General features: G+C 68.4%; 18 protein-coding genes. 6 read left to right on the top strand and 12 right to left on the bottom strand.

The features are described 5' to 3' along the window. The 5 genes from QMK34_RS33265 to QMK34_RS33245 form a co-directional block, all read right to left on the bottom strand. A partial coding sequence (locus QMK34_RS33265) for an ABC transporter permease (protein ID WP_326418635.1) occupies window positions 1–953 on the bottom strand: 953 nt, incomplete at its 3' end. Window positions 954–1,036: 83 nt separating this feature from the next. Next, window positions 1,037–1,972 (bottom strand): ABC transporter permease, encoded by a 936-nt coding sequence (locus tag QMK34_RS33260; protein WP_442785265.1) that lies wholly within the window; start codon window positions 1,970–1,972, stop codon window positions 1,037–1,039. Continuing rightward, window positions 1,965–2,984, bottom strand: coding sequence for an ABC transporter permease (locus QMK34_RS33255; protein WP_326418634.1), 1,020 nt, complete (start codon window positions 2,982–2,984; stop codon window positions 1,965–1,967). The genes QMK34_RS33260 and QMK34_RS33255 overlap by 8 nt, the downstream gene beginning before the upstream one ends. Before the next feature lie 188 nt (window positions 2,985–3,172). Then, a complete protein-coding gene (locus QMK34_RS33250; protein WP_326418632.1) occupies window positions 3,173–4,984 on the bottom strand; it encodes an ABC transporter family substrate-binding protein in 1,812 nt (603 codons plus the stop codon). 295 nt (window positions 4,985–5,279) lie between these two features. Next, window positions 5,280–7,016: an ABC transporter family substrate-binding protein gene (locus QMK34_RS33245; RefSeq protein ID WP_326418631.1), complete on the bottom strand. Its 1,737-nt coding sequence runs from the start codon at window positions 7,014–7,016 to the stop codon at window positions 5,280–5,282. A gap of 257 nt (window positions 7,017–7,273) precedes the next feature. Here QMK34_RS33245 and QMK34_RS33240 point away from each other — a divergent pair, with 257 nt between their 5' ends. Next, a complete protein-coding gene (locus QMK34_RS33240) occupies window positions 7,274–7,945 on the top strand; it encodes an MFS transporter (protein WP_326418629.1) in 672 nt (223 codons plus the stop codon). Between the two features lie 66 nt (window positions 7,946–8,011). Here QMK34_RS33240 and typA read toward each other — a convergent pair whose 3' ends face one another. Next, window positions 8,012–9,952 (bottom strand): translational GTPase TypA, encoded by a 1,941-nt coding sequence (typA, locus tag QMK34_RS33235; RefSeq protein ID WP_326418628.1) that lies wholly within the window; start codon window positions 9,950–9,952, stop codon window positions 8,012–8,014. Window positions 9,953–10,168: 216 nt separating this feature from the next. On the opposite strand from typA, the gene QMK34_RS33230 reads away from it, so the two are divergent. After that, on the top strand, window positions 10,169–10,327 hold the full coding sequence (locus QMK34_RS33230) for a hypothetical protein (RefSeq protein ID WP_326418627.1): 159 nt from the start codon (window positions 10,169–10,171) through the stop codon (window positions 10,325–10,327). Window positions 10,328–10,365: 38 nt separating this feature from the next. On the opposite strand, the gene QMK34_RS33225 is transcribed toward QMK34_RS33230, so the two are convergent. Next, the gene (locus QMK34_RS33225; RefSeq protein WP_326418625.1) at window positions 10,366–10,680 is read right to left on the bottom strand and encodes a YciI family protein; all 315 of its coding nucleotides are present in this window, start codon (window positions 10,678–10,680) and stop codon (window positions 10,366–10,368) included. Window positions 10,681–10,951: 271 nt separating this feature from the next. Between QMK34_RS33225 and trpS the strand changes: the two genes are divergently transcribed. Continuing rightward, on the top strand, window positions 10,952–11,917 hold the full coding sequence (gene trpS, locus QMK34_RS33220; RefSeq protein WP_326418624.1) for a tryptophan--tRNA ligase: 966 nt from the start codon (window positions 10,952–10,954) through the stop codon (window positions 11,915–11,917). A gap of 88 nt (window positions 11,918–12,005) precedes the next feature. On the opposite strand, the gene QMK34_RS33215 is transcribed toward trpS, so the two are convergent. Genes QMK34_RS33215 through QMK34_RS33195 form a run of 5 tightly spaced genes read right to left on the bottom strand, consistent with a single transcriptional unit; the run spans window position 12,006 to window position 15,566 of the window. Next, window positions 12,006–12,191 (bottom strand): DUF397 domain-containing protein, encoded by a 186-nt coding sequence (locus tag QMK34_RS33215; RefSeq protein ID WP_326418622.1) that lies wholly within the window; start codon window positions 12,189–12,191, stop codon window positions 12,006–12,008. Between the two features lie 4 nt (window positions 12,192–12,195). Further along, complete coding sequence (locus tag QMK34_RS33210) at window positions 12,196–13,050, bottom strand: helix-turn-helix domain-containing protein (RefSeq protein ID WP_326418621.1); 855 nt, start codon at window positions 13,048–13,050, stop codon at window positions 12,196–12,198. A 52-nt stretch (window positions 13,051–13,102) separates the two neighbouring features. Beyond that, window positions 13,103–13,507 carry a (deoxy)nucleoside triphosphate pyrophosphohydrolase gene (locus tag QMK34_RS33205; RefSeq protein WP_326418620.1) on the bottom strand — a complete coding sequence of 135 codons (405 nt, stop codon included), beginning with the start codon at window positions 13,505–13,507 and terminating at the stop codon, window positions 13,103–13,105. Window positions 13,508–13,518: 11 nt separating this feature from the next. Continuing rightward, complete coding sequence (locus QMK34_RS33200; protein WP_326418619.1) at window positions 13,519–14,841, bottom strand: ATP-binding protein; 1,323 nt, start codon at window positions 14,839–14,841, stop codon at window positions 13,519–13,521. After that, entirely contained in the window at window positions 14,838–15,566 is a 729-nt protein-coding gene (locus tag QMK34_RS33195; RefSeq protein ID WP_326418618.1) for a response regulator transcription factor, read from the bottom strand. Before QMK34_RS33195 ends, QMK34_RS33200 begins: the two co-directional genes overlap by 4 nt. A 143-nt stretch (window positions 15,567–15,709) precedes the next feature. On the opposite strand from QMK34_RS33195, the gene QMK34_RS33190 reads away from it, so the two are divergent. The 3 genes from QMK34_RS33190 to QMK34_RS33180 are packed head-to-tail and all read left to right on the top strand — an operon-like array spanning window position 15,710 to window position 18,695. Next, the gene (locus QMK34_RS33190; protein ID WP_326418617.1) at window positions 15,710–16,810 is read left to right on the top strand and encodes a LolA family protein; all 1,101 of its coding nucleotides are present in this window, start codon (window positions 15,710–15,712) and stop codon (window positions 16,808–16,810) included. Next, window positions 16,807–17,817, top strand: a complete 1,011-nt coding sequence (locus QMK34_RS33185; RefSeq protein WP_326418616.1) for an ABC transporter ATP-binding protein — start codon at window positions 16,807–16,809, stop codon at window positions 17,815–17,817. The genes QMK34_RS33190 and QMK34_RS33185 overlap by 4 nt, the downstream gene beginning before the upstream one ends. After that, window positions 17,817–18,695, top strand: a complete 879-nt coding sequence (locus tag QMK34_RS33180) for an ABC transporter permease (RefSeq protein WP_326418615.1) — start codon at window positions 17,817–17,819, stop codon at window positions 18,693–18,695. The genes QMK34_RS33185 and QMK34_RS33180 overlap by 1 nt, the downstream gene beginning before the upstream one ends. Window positions 18,696–18,721 lie beyond the last annotated feature (26 nt).

The raw sequence follows: 18,721 nt of genomic DNA, 5'->3' as shown, positions 1-18,721 counted from the left end.
ATCACCGTCAGCGCGATCACGACCAGCCAGCCCATCAGGACCTGCGGGTCGTTCTTGTTCACGGCCTCGACGAGCAGCGTGCCCATGCCGTGCCAGTTGAACACCGTCTCGGTGATGATCGCGCCGCCGAGCACCGCGCCGAAGTTCACCGAGAACAGGGTGCTCACCGGGATCAGGGCGTTGCGGAACGCGTGCCGCCAGATCACCCGCGAGCCGGACAGGCCCTTGGCGCGGGCGGTGCGGACGTAGTCGGAGCCCAGCACCTCGAGCATCGAAGCGCGCTGAAAACGGCTGTACGCCGCGAAACTGATGGCCATGATGGACAACGTCGGCAGCAGATACGCGCCGACGTAGCGGGCCAGCAGGTCACCGAGACCGGTTGACTTGAGGTTCTCGGGGCTCGTCGTGCGCAGCCACGGGTCGCCGAGCACGTCGGCGAGGCCGAGGTCGCGCACCAAGCCGTTGACCTCGATGGCGTACTGCTTCAGCACGATCGCGACGCAGAAGATCGGCATCGAGAACAGCAGGAAAGCCAGCGCTGTCGCCACGTAGTCGAGCACTGAGTACTGCCGCACGGCCGCCACCACGCCCACCAGGACGCCGAGCACGAACGCCAGCACGGACGCCCCGATGACGAGGTTGAAGGTGACGCTGAACGCTGAGAGCACCTTCGGCGCCACCGGCGCGAATGCGTTGCCCTGGGCGATCGAGATGCCCCAGTCGCCGGTGAGGAAGTGCCCGAGCCAGGTGAAGTACCGCGGCACGAGGCCCTGGTCGAGACCCAGCTGATGCGCGGTGGCGTCGATCGAAGCCTGGTTGACCCCGGGGCGGCCACGGAGCTCGGTGAGCGGGTCGCCGGTCGCGGAGACCATCAGGAAACACAAAAAAGTGCCCACCAGCAGGACGGGAATCGAGATCGCCAACCGTCTGAGCACATAAATGAGCACGTTCATGTGAGGCCCCTCAGTCCCAGGGAGGCAGCCTCGCGAAGACCGGCGGATGATCGGCACTGTGCCGATCACCCGCCGGGGGAAACTCAAGCCTTCATTCTCCGCTGACGCGGGTCGAAGGCATCGCGAAGACCGTCACCGATGAAGTTGATCGTCAGCGAAATCAGCACGAGCACGATGAACGGGCCGAAGAACAGCGCCGGCCGGATCTGCAGCTGGGCGAAGTTCTCCAGGATGACCCGGCCGAGCGAGGTGTCCGGGAGCTGGACGCCCAGTCCGATGAAGGACAGCGCGGCCTCGGCGAGCACGGCCTGCGCGACCGCGAGGGTCGCGTTGACCGTGATGCTGCCGACCATGTTCGGGATCAGGTGCTTGAAGATGATCCGGAAGGTGCCGGCACCCGAGGCCCTCGCCGCGTCCACGAATTCGCGCTGGGACAACGACATGGCCTCGGCCCTGGTGATACGGGCGATCTGCATCCACGCGAACGCGGCGAGCACGAGCGCGACGATGTACCAGCTACCACCGCCGAACACCTTGGCGAGGATGGCCGCCGCGGCGACCTGCGGGACGATCAGGAACAGGTCCGTCACCCGCGAGATCACCGAGTCGGAGATCCCGCGCAGGTAGCCGGCGATCGCGCCGAAGATCACGCCGACCGCGGTGGCGAGGATCGACACCGTGAGCGCGATCAGCAGCGAGAACTGCGTGCCGCGCAGGATCTGCGACACCATGTCCTTGCCGACCTGGGTGGTCCCGAGCGGGAAACTGCCGCTCGGTGCGGCGAACGATTTGAACGAGCTGTCCTCGTAGTTGTGCGGCCAGAACAGCGGCATGATCAGCACGAGGAGGACGAGGAGGACGAGCACGGCGGTGGAGGCCATCGCCAGCTTGTGCCGCAGGAACTTCCGCAGTACCAGCTTGCCCTGGCTGCGGGGTTCGGGCAGTGCCTCCGGGGGCAGGGTTCCTTCGGCCGCGACGGCGGAGTCACCGGCGGCGAGCAGGGAGTTCAAGTCAGCCAACGCGAATCCTCGGGTCCAGGATGCCGTAAATCAGGTCGGCGATCAGGTTGGCAACGATCACAGTGCTGGCGATGACCACGAGCCAGCCCATCATCACCTGGGTGTCGTTCTTGGTCACCGCTTCGACGAGCAGCGTGCCCATGCCGTGCCAGTTGAACACCGTCTCGGTGATGATCGCGCCGCCGAGGACGGAGCCGAAGTTGACCGAGAACAGGGTGCTGACCGGGATGAGGGCGTTGCGGAACGCGTGGCGGAAGACCACCCGCGAGCCGGACAGGCCCTTGGCGCGGGCGGTGCGGACGTAGTCGGAGCCCAGCGTCTCCAGCATCGAAGCGCGCTGGAACCGGCTGTAAGCCGCGAAGCTGATCGCCATGATCGACAGGGTCGGCAGCAGATAAGCGCCGACATAGGTGGCCAGGAAGCCGCCTATACCACCGTCGTATTTCAACGACTCGGGACTTGTCGTTCTCAGCCAGGGATTGCCGAGGATGTCGGTGAGGCCCAGATCTCGCACCCAGCCGTTGACCTCGATCGCGTAGTTCTTCAGCACGATCGCGACGCAGAAGATCGGCATCGAGAACAGCAGGAAGGCGAGGGTGGTCGCGAGGTAGTCGATCACGCTGTACTGCCGCACCGCGGCGAGCACGCCGACCAGGACGCCGATGACCAGCGCGAGGATCTCGGCGCCGACGACGAGCTTGAAGGTCACGCCGAACGCGGCGATGACCTTCGGCGCCACCGGCGCGAGCGCGTTGCCCTGTGCGATGGAAATGCCCCAGTCACCGCTCAGGAAGTGCCCGAGCCAGGTGAAGTAGCGCGTGACGATGTTCTGGTCGAGGCCGAGCTGGTGCGCGGTCTGCGCGAGCGCGGCCGCGCTGATGTTCGGGTTGCTGCGCAGCTCACCGAGTGGATCACCGGTGCCTGCCACCATCACGAAACACAAAAAGGTCCCGACCAGCAGGACGGGAATGGAAATCGCCAGACGGCGAAGGACGTAGATCACCAGGTTCACAACGAACTGCTCCTCATCCGGGCCTGGTCCGGCCAACTGCTCTGACCCTCGCCCGGTTGTCTACCGTAACGGGGGTGACCCTACGGTCAACAGCTACTTCCGGCTGAAGCCGGGAGCGGGGCTTGTGGCCCCGCCCCCGACTTCACCAGGATTGTCTTTCGGAGAACGGAAGAGATCGGCTCGAGAGCCTACTTCTTCTGCTCCCACTCGCCGACGTTCCACAGCACACCGTCGTACGAGGTCTGGTAGACCTTGTCGATGCCCTTGAACGCCCACATGGACGGGGTCTGGAAAATCGGCAGCGTCGCGTACTGCTCCGAGATCGCCTTGTCGGCGTCCTGGTACGACTGCCGCTGCACGGCCTCGTCAGTGGTCGTCACGGCCTTGTTGTAGGCCGCGTCGATCGCCGGGTCGGCCAGGCCCTGGTAGTTCTGGCTGCCGCCGGCCGACTTGCTGATGTAGATGGCACGCGACTCCGCCTTGAACGGCTGAGCACTCCAGCCGAAGAGGCAGGCGTCCCAGTCACCAGTGCTGACGCGGCCACCCTTGAGGAAGTTCGCGTCGGTCTCGTCCTTGGCCTCGATGCCCGCGAGCTTGAGCTGCGAGATCACGATCTCGACGGTCTGGCTGCGACGCGCGTTCTGGTTGTGCGTGATCTTGAAGGACGCACGCTGACCGTTCTTCGCGTAGATGCCGTCGCCACCCTTGACCCAGCCGGCGCCGGACAGCGTCTTGCCCGCGGCCTCGGCGCCGAGACCGGCCTTGTTGCTGTACAGGTCCTGGTAGCCCTGCTCGCCCTGGAAGAAAACGATGCTGTTGTCCGGCTGGACGTCCGACTGGACGTCCTTCAGCAGCTTGTCCGTGATCTCCGTGCGGTTGATGCCCTCGAACACGGCCTTGCGCAGGTCCTTGTCCTTGAACATGCGCGCGTAGTTGAGGTCGATGTGCTCGTAGCTCAGCTCGGGAGCCGAACCGTAGGTGACGCCCTGAGCCGCGAGGCTCTTCAGCGTGCCCGCCGCGGTGGCGTCCGGCTGGGTCGACCCGGCCACGTCGATCTCGCCGTTCTGCAGCGCGGTCGCCATCGCCTTGGTGTCTTCCATGGCCTTGACGATCAGCTTCGAGGGGCCACCCTTGCCGCCGATCCACAGCGGGTTCTTCTCCAGGGTGACGGCCTTCTGGTTGGCGTCGAAGGCCGTGATCTTGTAGGGGCCCGACGACGGCATGATGTCCGCCTTGAAGCCCTTCCAAGCGGTCTGCCAGAAGTCACCGGCCTTCTTGACGACGGCCGGGTCGCCGGTCGGGGCGACCTTGGTGATGTCCGCGATGCCCGTCTTGGCCTCGAGGATGTGCGCCGGCATGATCGCCGGGGCGTTGAACAGGCCCTTGTAGTCGAGGTACGGGGCGCTGTAGGTGGTGGTGAAGGTCAGGTTGTCCTTGCACTCGGCCTTGTCGATCAGCGAGTACCCGGTGGACGACGCGGGGTTGAACGGGTCCTTGCCGTCCGCGTCCTTCGCCTTGGCACTCTGCGACAGCCAGGCCAGGTACAGGTCCTTGCAGTCGTAGGCGGCGCCGTCCGACCACTTGACGTTCGGCTTGATCTTGTACTCGACGACCTGCGGCTCCTTGGAGGTGACCGTCCAGGAGTCGAACACGTCGTTGTTGAGCAGCACCTTGTTGTTGCCGTCGAGCTTCAACGTGCCGGAGAGCACCGAGGTCAAGATGAAGTTGTTGTAGATCGTGTTGCTGTCGGCGGTCTGGTTGTTGTACGCCGAGTAGCCGTCATCGATGCCGACGGTGATGGTCTTGTCAAACCCCGGGGTGTCCGCGAGCTTGAAGTTGTCGCCGTTCTCCGCTTTGCCGACCGCCATGCTCTTGACGTCGGTCGATGAGCCGTTCTGGTCGGTGCTTCCGCTGTCGCTACCGCCACCGCTGCAAGCACTCAGCAGAAGCGCCGCGGCTGCGGCCAGCGACCAGGCGGAGACTGCTTTGGATCTCCTCATGAACTGTGCCCTCCTAGCACTGGTCCCCTGACATCCGAACAGGGGCCCACACCGCTCCGGTAGATGGTCCGGAGCCTATGACACGCCAAGCGACACTCAATTGGCGCACTGGGGGCAGACGCTAGAAAGGAAAAGTACGAACAGTCACCACTTCGAGGTCGATCGTGACCAAAGGGTGACTTCAAGCAGACTTCTAGTGGATGACATTAAGAAATCAATCGATTACCAGCTGGAATCAAACCACCCGTTCGCGCGTTCCGGATCGACCCGGAACGCTGAGATGGTTTCAATACGGCTACTTGGGGCCGCGGGTCCAGTTCACGGCCGACCCGAACGGGCCCACCATGGGGGGACCTGCGGTTACCCCGGAAATGCCCGAGCCGATCGCGAGGGTATCCGCGAGCTGGAACAACGGAATGACCACGTTCTGCCGCCACAATTCCGGTTCCAGGGTGGAGAGCGCCTCGGCAATCGGCGTGGCCCCGGTCAGCGTCGAGTCGATCGTGGACTGAAGGCTCGCGTCACAGAACCCGGCGGCGTTCGCGGGAATCACCGGTTTGGTCTTGTCCGTGGTCGGCTGGCCCGGCCGGCAGCCGAAAGTGGACGCGAGTACCGACGGCAGGTCGCCCCCGGTCGCCTGCGGCACGACCGCGATGTCGACACCCACGGTGCCCGCGGTGTCGGGGGTGCTCTGCGCCTGGCCGTCGAGCACCGGCATCGCCAGCTGAGTGCCGAACAGGTCCCGCGGCTGCGGCGTGATCGCGTTGACCTCGATCCCGGCCGCGATGAGCTGACGGGTGAGCTCCTTGGCGATGGTCGCGTACGGCTCCTGCTTGCCCGGCGAGGCGACCACGAGCGAAAGGGTCTTGCCGTTCTTGCGCCAGGTACCCGCGTCCTTGCTGTACCCGGCGGCCTTGAGCAGCTGCTCGGCCTTCGCCGGGTCCGGCGCCGACGGTGGCCCCGCGGACGGGATCGTCGGCGCGTAGCCGGTCACTGAGGGCGCACGCACCTGGGAGTCCGCGTGCAGCGTGGCCGACGGGCCGCCAGCCACGCCGCCGGTGATCAGCTTTGGCCGGTCGAGCAGGGCGACGATCCCGGCGCGGACCTGCGGGTCGGCCAGCGCCGGGCTGACCGGCCGGAGCAGTACGTCGGCGACCATCGGCCGGGCGACGGTGTGCAGCTGGACGGCGGTGCCGAGCGCGGCGAGCTGCCCGAGCCCGTTGGCGTCGGTCCTGGTCAGCGCGAACTGGTCGTTCCCGCTGCGCAACGCCGTCACCAGGCTCTGCTGGTCGGCCCGGCGCAGGATCACCCTGTCGACCGCGGCGACCTTGTCCCAGTAGCGCTCGTTGCGCTCCAGGACGATCTCGCCGCGGGCCTGGTCGAGCGACTTGATGGAGAACGGCCCCGCCACCGCCGGGAAGGCCGTCGCGAGCGCGCCCTTCCAGCCGTCGGGCGCGTCCTTGAGCAGATGGGCGGGCAGCAGGTCGGAGAACAACGTCTGCCAGCCCGGGTACGGCGTGGAGAAGGTCACCTCGACACGCTTGCCGCCCTCACGGGACTGGATGTCGGAGATGAGCCGGTACCCGGCGGGCGCGATCACGCCGGGCTGGTCACGCATCGCCTCGCGCAGATACGCGAAGTCCTCGGCGGCCACCGGGGCGCCGTCGGACCAGGCGGCCTCCTGGCGGATGTCGTAGGCCACCGTGAACGGCTGCTGCGACAGCACCGAGGCCGACTTCATCAGGCTCTTGTCGAGCTCGGTCGTCCCGTCGTCCTTCTGGCGGAACACGGACGGCAGCAGCAGCTGGGAGAGCGCGGAGGTGACCTGCGAGGAGTCCGCGAGGTTGTGCGGGTTGTAGCCGCCGAGCACGTCGTCCACGCCCACGACGATCTGGGACGGCGTCTTGACCGGCGTCGCCGACGTCGAGGCCACGGGCGAGGCGACCACGGGTGGTGGCGGCGTGTTCGAGCAGGCAGTGAGGACGACGGCCGCGAGCGCCAGTATCAGCGTCGCCTTGCGTTTGTCCCGCACGCGCAGTTCCTCCCACGTTCCCCGACTTCGCCCCCGACGAGCGGAGTCGCCATGCTGCCACGTCCCTCCCGGCCGCGTCTCCGAGATTCCCACATCGGCGGGGAACCAACTCGACCGGCTGAGGTACCGCCAAGAGGAGGACGTCCGGCAGGGCGTCCGGGTTCCCGGTGGGCCCGCTTCCCCCGATGACAAAACCCTTCGCCCTGACCGGCGGGCGTCGCTGCGTTGCGGTGGTGACCCGGCGTGCCTTGATCCTCATGACCGAGTTGCTGGCGGTCTTCACCTTCCCACTGACGATCACCGGGGCCTCGATCGCCCTGCCGGACATCGGTAAGGACCTGCACGCCGGACTCGCCGCGACGCAACTGGTGGTCAACGGCTACAACGCCTGCTTCGCGAGTTTCCTGGTGGTCACCGGCTCGCTGGCCGACGTCCTCGGCAGGCGACGGATCTTCGCGGCCGGAGTCGCGCTGTACTGCGCGGGCGGCGTCACGAGCATGCTGATCGACGACGTCGTGGTGCTCAACCTCGTGCGCGCGCTCGCCGGGATCGGCGCGGCCACCGGCGGGTCGATCCTCACCGTGACCTTCTCCGGCACGGCCAGGGCACGTGCGTTCGGCCTGCTCGGCACGGTGCTCGGGGTCGGCCTGGCGTTCGGGCCGACACTCGGCGGACTGCTGGTGGACACGCTCGGCTGGCGCGCGGTGTTCGGCGTGCCCGCGGCGATCACGGCGGTCGTCCCGCTGCTCACGCCCCTGCTGCCGGGCACGCGCGAAACCACCGGGCTGTGGCTGCTCATGCTGACCGCGCCGACGGTGCTCCTGCCGACAGTGGGCGCGGCGCTGGCCAAGCGGCTGCCACGGGTGACACTGGTCGCGGGTTCGGTCGCGGTGACCGGCGCCGGGAACCGACACCCCTCGATGTCATGAAAGGGTCTTTCCGGGCAAAAATTGCCTGGAAAGACCCTTTCATGACACTCGGGAGTTAGAGCTGGGTCAGCTCTTCGCGCCGTCGTTGCGGTTCTTGTTGCGGTTGCGCTCCTTGGCGCGCGAGGCGATGTCGAGCGTCACCTTGCGGATGCGGACGACGTCCGGGGCGACCTCGACGCACTCGTCGACCGAGCAGAACTCGAGGGCCTCTTCCAGGCCCATCTTGCGCGGGCGGGCCAGCGTCTCCATCACGTCGGCGGAGGACTGACGCATGTTCGTCAGCTTCTTCTCCTTGGTGATGTTGATGTCGAGGTCCTCGGCGCGCGGGTTCTCGCCCACGACCATGCCCTCGTACACCTCGGCGCCGGGCTCGACGAAGAACGTGCCGCGGTCGGCCAGCTGGATCATCGCGTACGCGGTGATCGGGCCGGACCGGTCGGCGACCAAGGAACCCGAGTGGCGGGTGCGGATCTCGCCCGCCCACGGGAAGTAGCCCTCGAACACGTGGTTCGCGATGCCGGTGCCGCGGGTGTCGGTCAGGAAGTCGGTGCGGAAGCCGATGAGGCCACGCGCCGGGAGGACGTAGTCGAGCTTGATGCGGCCCGAGCCGTGGCCCGCCATGTGCTCCATGCGGCCCTTGCGCGCCGCGAGCAGCTGGGTGATGCCGCCGAGGTGCTCCTCCGGCGAGTCGATCGACAGGCGCTCGAACGGCTCGTGCAGCTTGCCGTCGATGGTCTTGGTGACCACCTGCGGCTTGCCGACGGTCAGCTCGAAGCCTTCACGGCGCATTTGCTCGACGAGGATGGCCAGCGCCAGCTCGCCACGGCCCTGGACCTCCCAGGTGTCGGGGCGCTCGGTCGGCAGCACCTTGATGCTGACGTTACCGATGAGCTCCTGGTCCAGGCGGGTCTTGACCAGGCGCGCGGTGACCTTGTCACCGCCGGAACGGCCGGCCAGCGGGCCGGTGTTGACGCCGATGGTCATCGAGATGGCGGGCTCGTCGACGTGGATCCGGGGCAGGGCCTCGGGGTTCTCGACGTCGGCGAGGGTGTCACCGATGGTGATTTCGGGGATACCGGCGATGGCGACGAGCTCGCCCGCACTGGCCTCGGTCGCCGGGACGCGGGTGAGCGCCTCGGTGACCAGCAGCTCGGAGATGCGGACGTTCTGGATCGTGCCGTCTTCGCGCATCCACGCGACCGTCTGGCCCTTGCGCAGGTTGCCGGAGTGGATGCGGATCAGCGCGATGCGGCCGAGGAAGTTCGACGCGTCGAGGTTGGTGACCAGCGCGCGCAGCGGGCCTTCCTTGTCCGCGAAGGGCGGCGGCACGTGGCGCATCAGGGTGTCGAACAGCGGGTCGAGGTTTTCGCTCTCGGGGATCGTCCCGTCGGCGGGCTGCTCGAGGCTCGCCTTGCCGGCGCGCGCGGAGGCGTAGACGACCGGCAGGTCGAGGATGGCGTCGAGGTCAGCGTTCTCGATGTCACCCGCCAGGTCGAGCAGCAGGTCGTGGGTCTCTTCGACGACCTCGGAGATCCGGGCGTCGGGACGGTCGGTCTTGTTGACCACGAGGATGACCGGTAGGCCGGCCTCGAGGGTCTTGCGCAGCACGAAGCGGGTCTGCGGCAGCGGACCCTCACTCGCGTCGACCAGCAGGACGACACCGTCGACCATCGCGAGGCCGCGCTCGACCTCACCGCCGAAGTCGGCGTGGCCGGGGGTGTCGATAACGTTGATGGTCACCGGGCCGTCGGGGAACTGACGGTGGATCGAGGTGTTCTTGGCAAGGATCGTGATGCCTTTTTCACGCTCGAGCTCGCCGGAGTCCATGACGCGGTCGACCAGCTCGGCCCGCTCGGCGAAGGCGCCGGACTGGCGGAGCATGGCGTCGACCAGGGTGGTCTTGCCGTGGTCGACGTGGGCGACGATGGCGACGTTGCGCAGGTCGGGCCGGGTCTTACCGGACGTCGACCGGCCGGTTTCGACACTGGTGGCGCTTGCTGCGGGCACGCGAAGACTCCTGGGACTAGGATCAAGTTGGCTGACCGCAGTGCTCGCGCTGCAGTGTGGGGAACACAGTCGCCAGGCACCACGCGGCCCACTCTGGCCACACGCGGTCCCTTCCAGGATACCTGTAGCCGGATTGTGAGCAGCGCCACGCCCCACATCGGTTAGGCTCACCTAATCTGTAGGGCGACAGCGCAGCCGTATCCGAGGAGCACTTCAGTGGGCAAGAAACAGCCGCGCGACCCCACCGAGGTCGTCCGCAAGCTGATGAAGGCCGGCAAGCTCAAAAAGAAATGCTGCCGGTCCAAGCCGCGGTGCAAGAAATGCCCCGTCCTGGCACTGAAAAAAGCCAAGACAAAATTGGCCGACGCCGCCTGAACAAAGCGCCGGAGAATGGTTCCCTGATTCGCCTGTACTCAGCTCGCGCCGAAATGAGTGGTAACGGCCTCGTTGACAAGCCGGAGCTCCGGCGCGGTCTTGGTCGGCGAGAACTCGATCACCTCGTACCGCGCGAGATGCCGCACGGAGAACGGGTCGGTGGCAAGGATCGCGTCCAGTTTCCCGCGCAGCATCGGGCGGGTGAGGATCACCCCGCCGATGCGGGCCTCGCGCTTACCGGAGGCGAGGAAGTGCCCGTTTTCGTACTGTTTGGCCAGCCACTCGGCATGGTCGGGCAGCACGTAGTCGATTTCCTCGATGGGTGCGGTGTAGTTCAGCAGCACGACGTACATCCTTCGAACCTAGACCCGCGTCGCGCCGTTGACCCGTCTTTGCGCCCGCGACGTCGCCCGTGTTGGGCTTGAGTGCCCGGAATGGGTGACGTATGCTCGGCGCATGTTCACGCAGAGCACCCAGTGGTGGCCGTCCACGGCGGCCCATCCGGTCCTGCGCTGACGAAGATCTGCCGCAGCAGACCCCACCGAGGCCGCCCCGACGGGCGGCCTTTTTCGTGTGCCGGGACCACCCGCGGGGCGACCACCCCCAGGAAGGCAGGCATATTTCATGATCAGGCTGTCCGGTATCACGCCGTCGGGTCACATCCAGCTCGGAAACCACCTCGGCGCGATCCGGCGGTGGGCCGCGGAGGGCGGGCCGGAGGACCTCTACTTCGTCTCCGACATGCACGGCATGACGACCACGCACAACCCGGCGAGACTCCGATCGCTGGCGGCCGAGCAACTCGCGATGCTGATCGCGTCCGGGATCGCGCCGGAGCGGGTGTTCGTGCAGTCCGACATCGCCAGGGAGCTGGGCGCGCTCACCTGGATCCTGGAGTGCACCTGCAGCTACGGCGAGGCCGCCAGGATGATCCAGTTCAAGGAGAAATCCAAGGGCCAGGCCGGGGTGCGACTGTCGCTGCTGACCTATCCGGTGCTGATGGCGGCCGACATCCTGCTGCAGGGCGCGGGCGAAGTGCCGGTCGGCGAGGACCAGCGTCAGCACGTGGAGCTGGCGCGAGCGCTGGCGAAGCGCTTCAACGGCACTTACGGCGACGTGTTCACCATGCCGAAGGCGGTGCTGCCGCCGTCCGGCGCGCGGGTGAAGGACCTGGCCGACCCGACGCGGAAGATGTCGAAGTCCGCGCGGGACGAGGTGGGGGTGGTGTTCGTGCTCGACGAGCCCGACCAGATCCGCCGCAAGATCCGCCGCGCGGTCACCGACGGCGGCACGAGGCCGGTGTTCTCGCCGGAGACCAGGCCGGGGATGGCGAACCTGCTGGAGATCCTCGCCGCCTGCACCGGCGGCAAACCGGAGGTACTGGCGGAGCACTTCCCGTCCTATGGCGCCTTGAAGGAGGCCGTCGCCGAAGCGGTGATCGAGGAACTACGCCCGGTGCGCGAAGGCACGGTGGCCCTGCTCGCCGACCCGGCCGAGCTGGACCGCGTCCGCAAGGCGGGCGCGGCCCGCGCGGCCGAGCGCGGCGAGCACCGCCTCTCGTCCGCGCTCCGCCTCATCGGCGGCAACTGAGGCGCGCGGGTCCTGCAAGGAGGAAGGTCCCTGAAGGCCACCTTCACAGCGTTAGACGCCGTCATGGTGGCCTTCAGGGACAGTCGAACTACGCGCGGAGGGTGGTGACGAGGGCAGACCAGGCCGGGTGGGCGAGGGTGAGGTGCCCGGCGGCCGGGGCCTTCGAGTCGCGGATGGCCGTGATCCGCGGGGCGAGGGCGATCTCGACGCAGTCGTCGTGTTCGCCACCCTTGCTGTAGCTGCTCTTGACCCAGGTCCGCTCGAAGGCCGTCACGGCACTAGTCCTCCATGCGCTGGTACTCACCCGCCAACCGGGAGAGCATCTCCCGCGATTGTGCCTCACCCAAGGCTGCCCTTCCCAGTCTCTCGGCGAGCAGGCTGTACGCATCAACCGCGACCCGATCATCGATGAACAGCATCGCGGCGTAGGAGTCCGCCATCACCACCGCAGGCTGATCGGCGAAATCCATGATGGCGAACGCGGTGCCGAGGGTGCGATGGACCCGGCTGGACTCGGGAACGACCCGGACCGCGCAGTGCGGCAGGTTGTCGCACAGCAGCAGGTGCAACACCTGCCCGTGCATGGTTTCCGGCCCGTTCACCACCGAGCGCAGCGCGCGTTCGTGGACGAAGAAAGTGCAGTGCGGCGGCTCCTTGCGATGCAGGAGTTTCTGCCTATTCAGCCGGGCGGCGACCAGGAAGTCGATGCGATTCGACGCGTGTCGCCCGTCGTCTTCGAACAGTGCCCGCGCATACGGTTCGATCTGGATGAGACCGGGAATGACGACGGGTTCGAACTTGATGATCGACGAGGCCAGGTTCTCCTGGATGATCAGGGACTTCATCGGGTCGACCAACCGGTCGAAGTACGGTTGCACCCAGTACAGGTCGCTCGGTGGCCTGGTCAGCGCCAGCAAGCGGTCGCGTTCCGGGCCGATCGTTCCGCAACTGGCGAGGTAGATGGCCGCCTCGATCGTGCTCATCTCGCGGAAACCGTTCTCCCAGCGGGAAACCTGGCTCTGCGGGACGTCGGCGCGCCGCGCCAGCTCGCTGCCGGTGAAGCGTCTCGCCTTCCGGCTCGCCCTCAGTTCGCTGCCCAGCACGCGCCGTCGCGCCGTGGATTCCTCCGTCATGCGGTGCACGCTAGGACCGCATGACGGCCGGGGCAGCGAGACCAGCCCGGGTTCACCGCAACGGATTCCCCCTCATGCAGGCGCGCATGGCCGGGATCAGGATCCGGTCCGCGGGCAGCCAGTCGACCTCGTCGAGGTCCTCGGCGGAAAGCCACCGCAACGCCCGGTGCTCGACCGCGCGAGGCTCTCCCGAGCCCGAAGTAAGCGAAGCGGCGTAGATGCGAAGCACCTTCCCGCCTGGCAAAGCGACATCCTCGCCGACGCGGTCAGTCACCTCGATGTCCGCGTCGAGCTCCTCCTGGCACTCGCGGCGCAGCGCTTCCGGCTCGGACTCCCCCGGCTCCACGCGCCCGCCCGGCAGCTCCCACTGCCCGGCGTGGGCGGCGGGCCAATCGCGTTGCTGGGCCAGCAGTTCCCCGCCGCGCACGATGGCGGCGCCGACGATCACGGTGTTCACGAAACAGGAAACTACCCCGCGGCCCGCCAGGTCACCTGGAAGCGCGCCCCACCGTCCGGTGACTCGCCGACCTGAACCCGCCCGCCGCGCCGCCGCAGGGCCTCCGCGACCATCGCCAGCCCGAGGCCGGTGCCGCCGGACGAGCGGGCCCGGTCGTCGGCGACCCGGTAGAAACGGTCGAAAACGCGCTCGCGGTGTTCCGGGGCGATACCGGGGCCGTCGTCGTCGACCACCACCCGGACGGTCGACTTCGAGCCGAGCACCGACACCACGATCTGGCCGCGCGCGTAACGGGAGGCGTTGCGCAGCAGGTTGCTGAGGACCAGCTCGACCTCGGCGTGCGTGGCGAGCGCCCATGCCTCGCCGACCGTCCCGCTCACCCTGGTCTCCGGCGAGCCCGCGGGCATTCTGGCGACCGCGTCACGGACCTCGCTCACCAGCTCGACGGGCTCGGGCGGCGGCAACTCGCCCGCGTCGGACCTGGCGAGCGCGAGCAGGCCGTCGAGCAACGCCGAAAGCCGCACGGCCTCGATGAGGACGTCCTCCAGCGTTTCGTGGGCGAGGTCGGCGTCCGGGTTCGTGACGGCGACCTCGGCCTGGACCCGGATCGACGCCACCGGCGACCGCAGCTCATGCGCGGCGTCGCCGGTGAACCGGCGCAGGCGTTCGCTGGCCTGTTCCTGGCGCGCGAGCAGGGCGTTGAACTCCTCCGCGAGCGCGCGGAGCTCGTCGTGCGAGCCCGGCAGCGGCAAGCGTTGCCCCGGCGGGAGCGCCCGCACCAAGCCTCGCATCTTGGCTACAGGGCGTAGCGACGATCGCACGACAAGCCAGGTCGCGAGGCCCGCGAGGAACGCGCCCAGCAGCGAGACGACGATCAGCCAGACCCCGCCGAAGTGCACCGCGGCGGTGAATCCGACGAGCCCGGTCCCGGCGACGATCAGACGTTGCCGCCCGTCCGGAGTGCTGACGACCGTCCCCAGCCAGCGCCACCGCGGCTCCGGCCCGGTGGTCACCGGTTCACCGGCCTTGAGCGCGCGGATGTCACCGGACCCGAGCGGGGCAGGCGGGCTGCCGTCGAGCGGACTACCCGCGGTGTCGAGCACACGCACGGTCACGCCGGACGCCGCGAGCGGCCGTCCGGTGGCCACGTCCGCGCTCGCCGAGTGCAGGGCCGTGGTCAGGTCGCCGTCCACGGAGTCGATGAGCAGGGGCTCGAGCTTGCCCGCGGCGAGCGCGGCGAGCCCCAGCAGGCAGGCCAGGGTTACCGCCGCGCCCAGCAGGGTGATCCGGACCTGGAGGGACCGGCGGCGCCACCACGAAGGCGACCCGATCACCCCCGGCCCGCCGGGGTGATGACCTCGTCCAGCTGCGCGTCGGACGCCAGGTAGCCGTGCCCGCGCACGGTCCGCAGCAGTGCGCCCGCGCCGACGGCTTCGAGCTTGCGGCGCACGTAGCCGACGTACACCTCGACGACGTTGCGCGTCGCGGCTTGCTCGTCGCCCCACACCGCGCGCAGCAGCTCGTCCTTGGTGACGACCGTGCCCGCGCGGCCGACGAGGACCTCGAGCAGCGCGAACTCGCGGGGACTCAGCGCGACTTCAGCGGCGTCCCAGCGGACCTGTCGCAGCGCGCGGTCGACCTCGAGCGCGCCGAGCCGCAGCGGCCCGCGGGCGCTGTCCGGAGCCGCCCGGCGCAGCACCGCGCGTACCTGCGCGACCAGCACCACGAACGAAAACGGCTTCACCAGGTAGCCGTCGGCGCCCAGATCGAGGCCGTCCGCTTGGTCGACCTCGCCGTCCTTCGCCGACACCAGCAACACCGGCGTCGTCACGCCCTCGGCCCGCAGGTGCTGCAACACGCGGTAACCGGACAGCCCCGGAAGCATGATGTCGAGCAGCACCACATCGAAGGAACCCGTCCGGGCGAGTTTCAGCCCGCTGGGCCCGTCACCGGCGGTGACCACGTCCATGCCCTCCGCGCGCAGTCCGCGATGCAGCGCCTTACGCACACCCAGCTCGTCGTCGACCACCAGCACCCGAGGTTTCACCTGTCTCATCATTCACGGTTTCCGCTACTCACGCGCGCGCTCTCAGCACCATCTCAGCCGCCATGGCAGAAGCTCAGCGGTATCTCAGCCTCGGGAGGGAAGCGTCGTCGCTGGGAACCGGGCACACTCGAGTCCGGGAAAGCAGGGAGATGAGCATGGATCCGAAGAAGAGGGCACTCACCGCCGCCGCGGTGGGCACCGCGCTCGGCATCGGCGGCCTCGCCGTCATCGCGATGCCCGCGTCGGCCGGGGACGCGCCGCCGGTGCTGCCGCAGATCAGCGCCGAGGAACTGGCGCAGTCGGCCGTGACGGCGCAGCAGCCCGCGTTCGACGGCACCGTCAAGGTCACCAACAACCTCGGCCTGCCGGGCATCGGCCAGATCGTTCCCGGGGCCAACCCGCTGAGCATGGATTCGGCGCACATCTACAGCGACGGCGCCGGCAAGAGCAAGCTCACCGTGTCCAAGGGCAGCAGCCAGGAGACGGTCGTCCACAACGGCGCGACGGTCTGGGACTACAACTCCCAGACGAACGCCGCGACCAAGACGACCATCCCCGCCGACGTCGCCAAGAAGGCCGACGCGGGCAGCGACAAGGTCACCGACCCGACAGCCGCGGCCAAGGAGCTGCTGGCGAAGGTCCGCGAGAGCAGCACTGTCAGCGTCGACGGCACGGCGAAGGTCGCCGGGCGCTCCGCGTACGAAGTCGTCTTCACCCCGAAGCCGACGGAGCGGACGCTGCTGCGTGAGATCCGCGTCGCGGTGGACGCCGAGAAGCGGGTCCCGCTGCGGCTTTCGGTGATGAACAACGGCTCGAGCGAGCCCGCGCTGCAGGTCACCTTCACCGACATCCAGTTCGCCCAGCAGTCCGCGAGTCTCTTCGAGTTCACCCCGCCGAAGGGCGCGAAGGTGACCGAGAAGCAGCCGCAGCTCGATCAGGGCACCCTTGACCAGGCCCAGCAGACGGCCGAAAAGGACGTCAAGATCGTCGGCGACGGCTGGGACACCGTGCTCACCGGCAAGGTCCCGGCGGATCTGCTGGCGGGCAAGGCGCCCTCGGGCGAGCAGGGCCAGCCCGGTCGAGGCGTCGACCCGAAGGCCATCCTGGCCAAGATCGGCAAGCCGGTCAGCGGCACCTGGGGCAGCGGCTACCTGATCACCACCAAGGTCGGCACCGCGGTGCTCGCCGACGACGGCCGGTTCGCCGCCGGCGCCGTCCCCGAGCAGGTGCTGTTCGAGGCACTGGGCACGAAGTGACCACCACCGTCGCTGGGGCGGCCACCTCTTCGGAGGTGGCCGCCCCGTCCGTCCCCCTCGCCGCGCGCACCAGGGGGCTGCGCAAGGTGTACCGCGGCACGGTCGCGGTGGACCACGTCGACCTCGACGTGCCGGAGGGCGCGGTGCTGGGCATGCTCGGGCCGAACGGCTCCGGCAAGACCACCACGATCCGGATGCTGCTCGGCCTGGTCCGGCCGACCGAGGGCGAGGTCGAGCTGCTCGGCAGGCCGATGCCCGAGGGCGCGGGGCACTCGCTGCCGGACGTCGGCGCGCTGGTCGAGGGCCCGGGGTTCCACCCTTTCCTTTCCGGCAGGGACAACCTGCTGCGCGTCGCCGCCGCCGAGCCGAGGCTGACCTCCGCGGGCATTCCCGTGGCGGTCGAGAAGGCGCTGACGCGCGTCGGCCTGACCGACGCCGCGCACCGGCGGTACAAGGGCTATTCGCTGGGGATGAAACAGCGGCTTGGCCTGGCGAGCGCGTTGCTGGTGCCGCGCAAGATGGTCATCCTGGACGAGCCGACCAACGGCCTCGACCCGGCGGGCACCCGTGAGATCCGCCGGATCATCGCCGAGCTGCACGCCGAGGGCGCGACGGTGATCGTGTCCTCGCACCTGCTGGCCGAGGTCGAGGCGACCTGTACGCACGTCGCCGTGCTGCAGGCGGGCAACGTCGTCGCGCAGGGCGAGCTGGCCGAGCTGCTGGAGTCGGGCAACGCCGGGTTCCTGGTGTCCACACCGGACGCCGACCTCGCGGTGGAGACGTTGCGGGAGAACAGGATCGGCGCCCGGCTCACTCCGAACGGCATCCGCGTGGACCTCACCACGACCACCGCACCCGCGGTACTGGAGCTCCTCGTCCGTGGCGGCGTCGCCGTGCACGAGGCGACCAGGTCCCGCACCGGCCTCGAAGACCTCTTCGCCAGGCTGACCCAACCGGACGCGTCCACAACGGACAGTCCCAACCCGACGGACGGAGAGGTGGCGTGATGACACAGGCGATCGCGGCACCCGCCGCCAGGACCGGGCACGACACCGTGGGCCTGCCCCGGCTGTTCGCCGCCGAGCTGCGGTGGATCTTCCGCCGTCCGCGCACGCTGATCGTGCTCGCCATGCTGGCGCTGATCCCGGTGGTCATCGGGATCGGGCTGACCCTGGTGGACTCGAACGCCGACACCGGCCCGAGTAACGACAGCGGCGGCGGCGCACTGCTGGGGACGGCGGTGAGCAACGCCTTCGTGCTGCCGATCGCGGCACTGACCCTGACCATCACGCTGCTGCTCCCGCTCGCTTCGGCGATGGCCGGGGCGGACGCGATCGCGGGCGAGGCCGCGCACGGGACCCTGCGCGGCTGGCTGGTCGCGCCGGTCAGCCGGGGACGACTGCTGGCGGTCAAGGCGTTCGGCGTCGGGGTGGTTTCGCTGGTGGCGACGTTCGCCATGACGCTGACGGCTGTGCTGACCGGGCTGATCATCAACGGCAGCGACTCGCTGTTCACGCTGTCGGGCACGACGCTGTCACTGACCGACGCGCTGGGCCGGATCCTGCTTGTGGCCTGCTGGGTCACCCTGCAGCTGTGGGCGGTCGGGGCGGTGGCGCTGGCGATCTCGGCGTGGACCGAGCACCCGATGCTGGTGGTCTCGTCGGTGCTGGCCGGGACGATCGTGTTCACCATCCTCGGCTTCCTGTCCGCTGTGGACTGGCTGCACCCGTTCCTGCTCAACAAGAACTGGACCTCCGCACCGGTCGGCGTCCTGATGGACCCGCTGGACCTCACGGAGCTCAACCAGGGCGCACTGCGCGCGCTCTGCTACATCGTGGTCGCGCTCTCCCTCGCCTACGCCCGCCTCACCACCCGAGACGGCTAAGCGCCTCTGAAGGCCACCATGACGGC

Source organism: Amycolatopsis sp. H20-H5 (assembly GCF_035828755.1).
Classification (GTDB): domain Bacteria; phylum Actinomycetota; class Actinomycetes; order Mycobacteriales; family Pseudonocardiaceae; genus Amycolatopsis.
The sequence above is the reverse complement of the archived record's forward strand: the minus strand, read 5'-3'. Positions and strand labels throughout refer to the sequence as shown.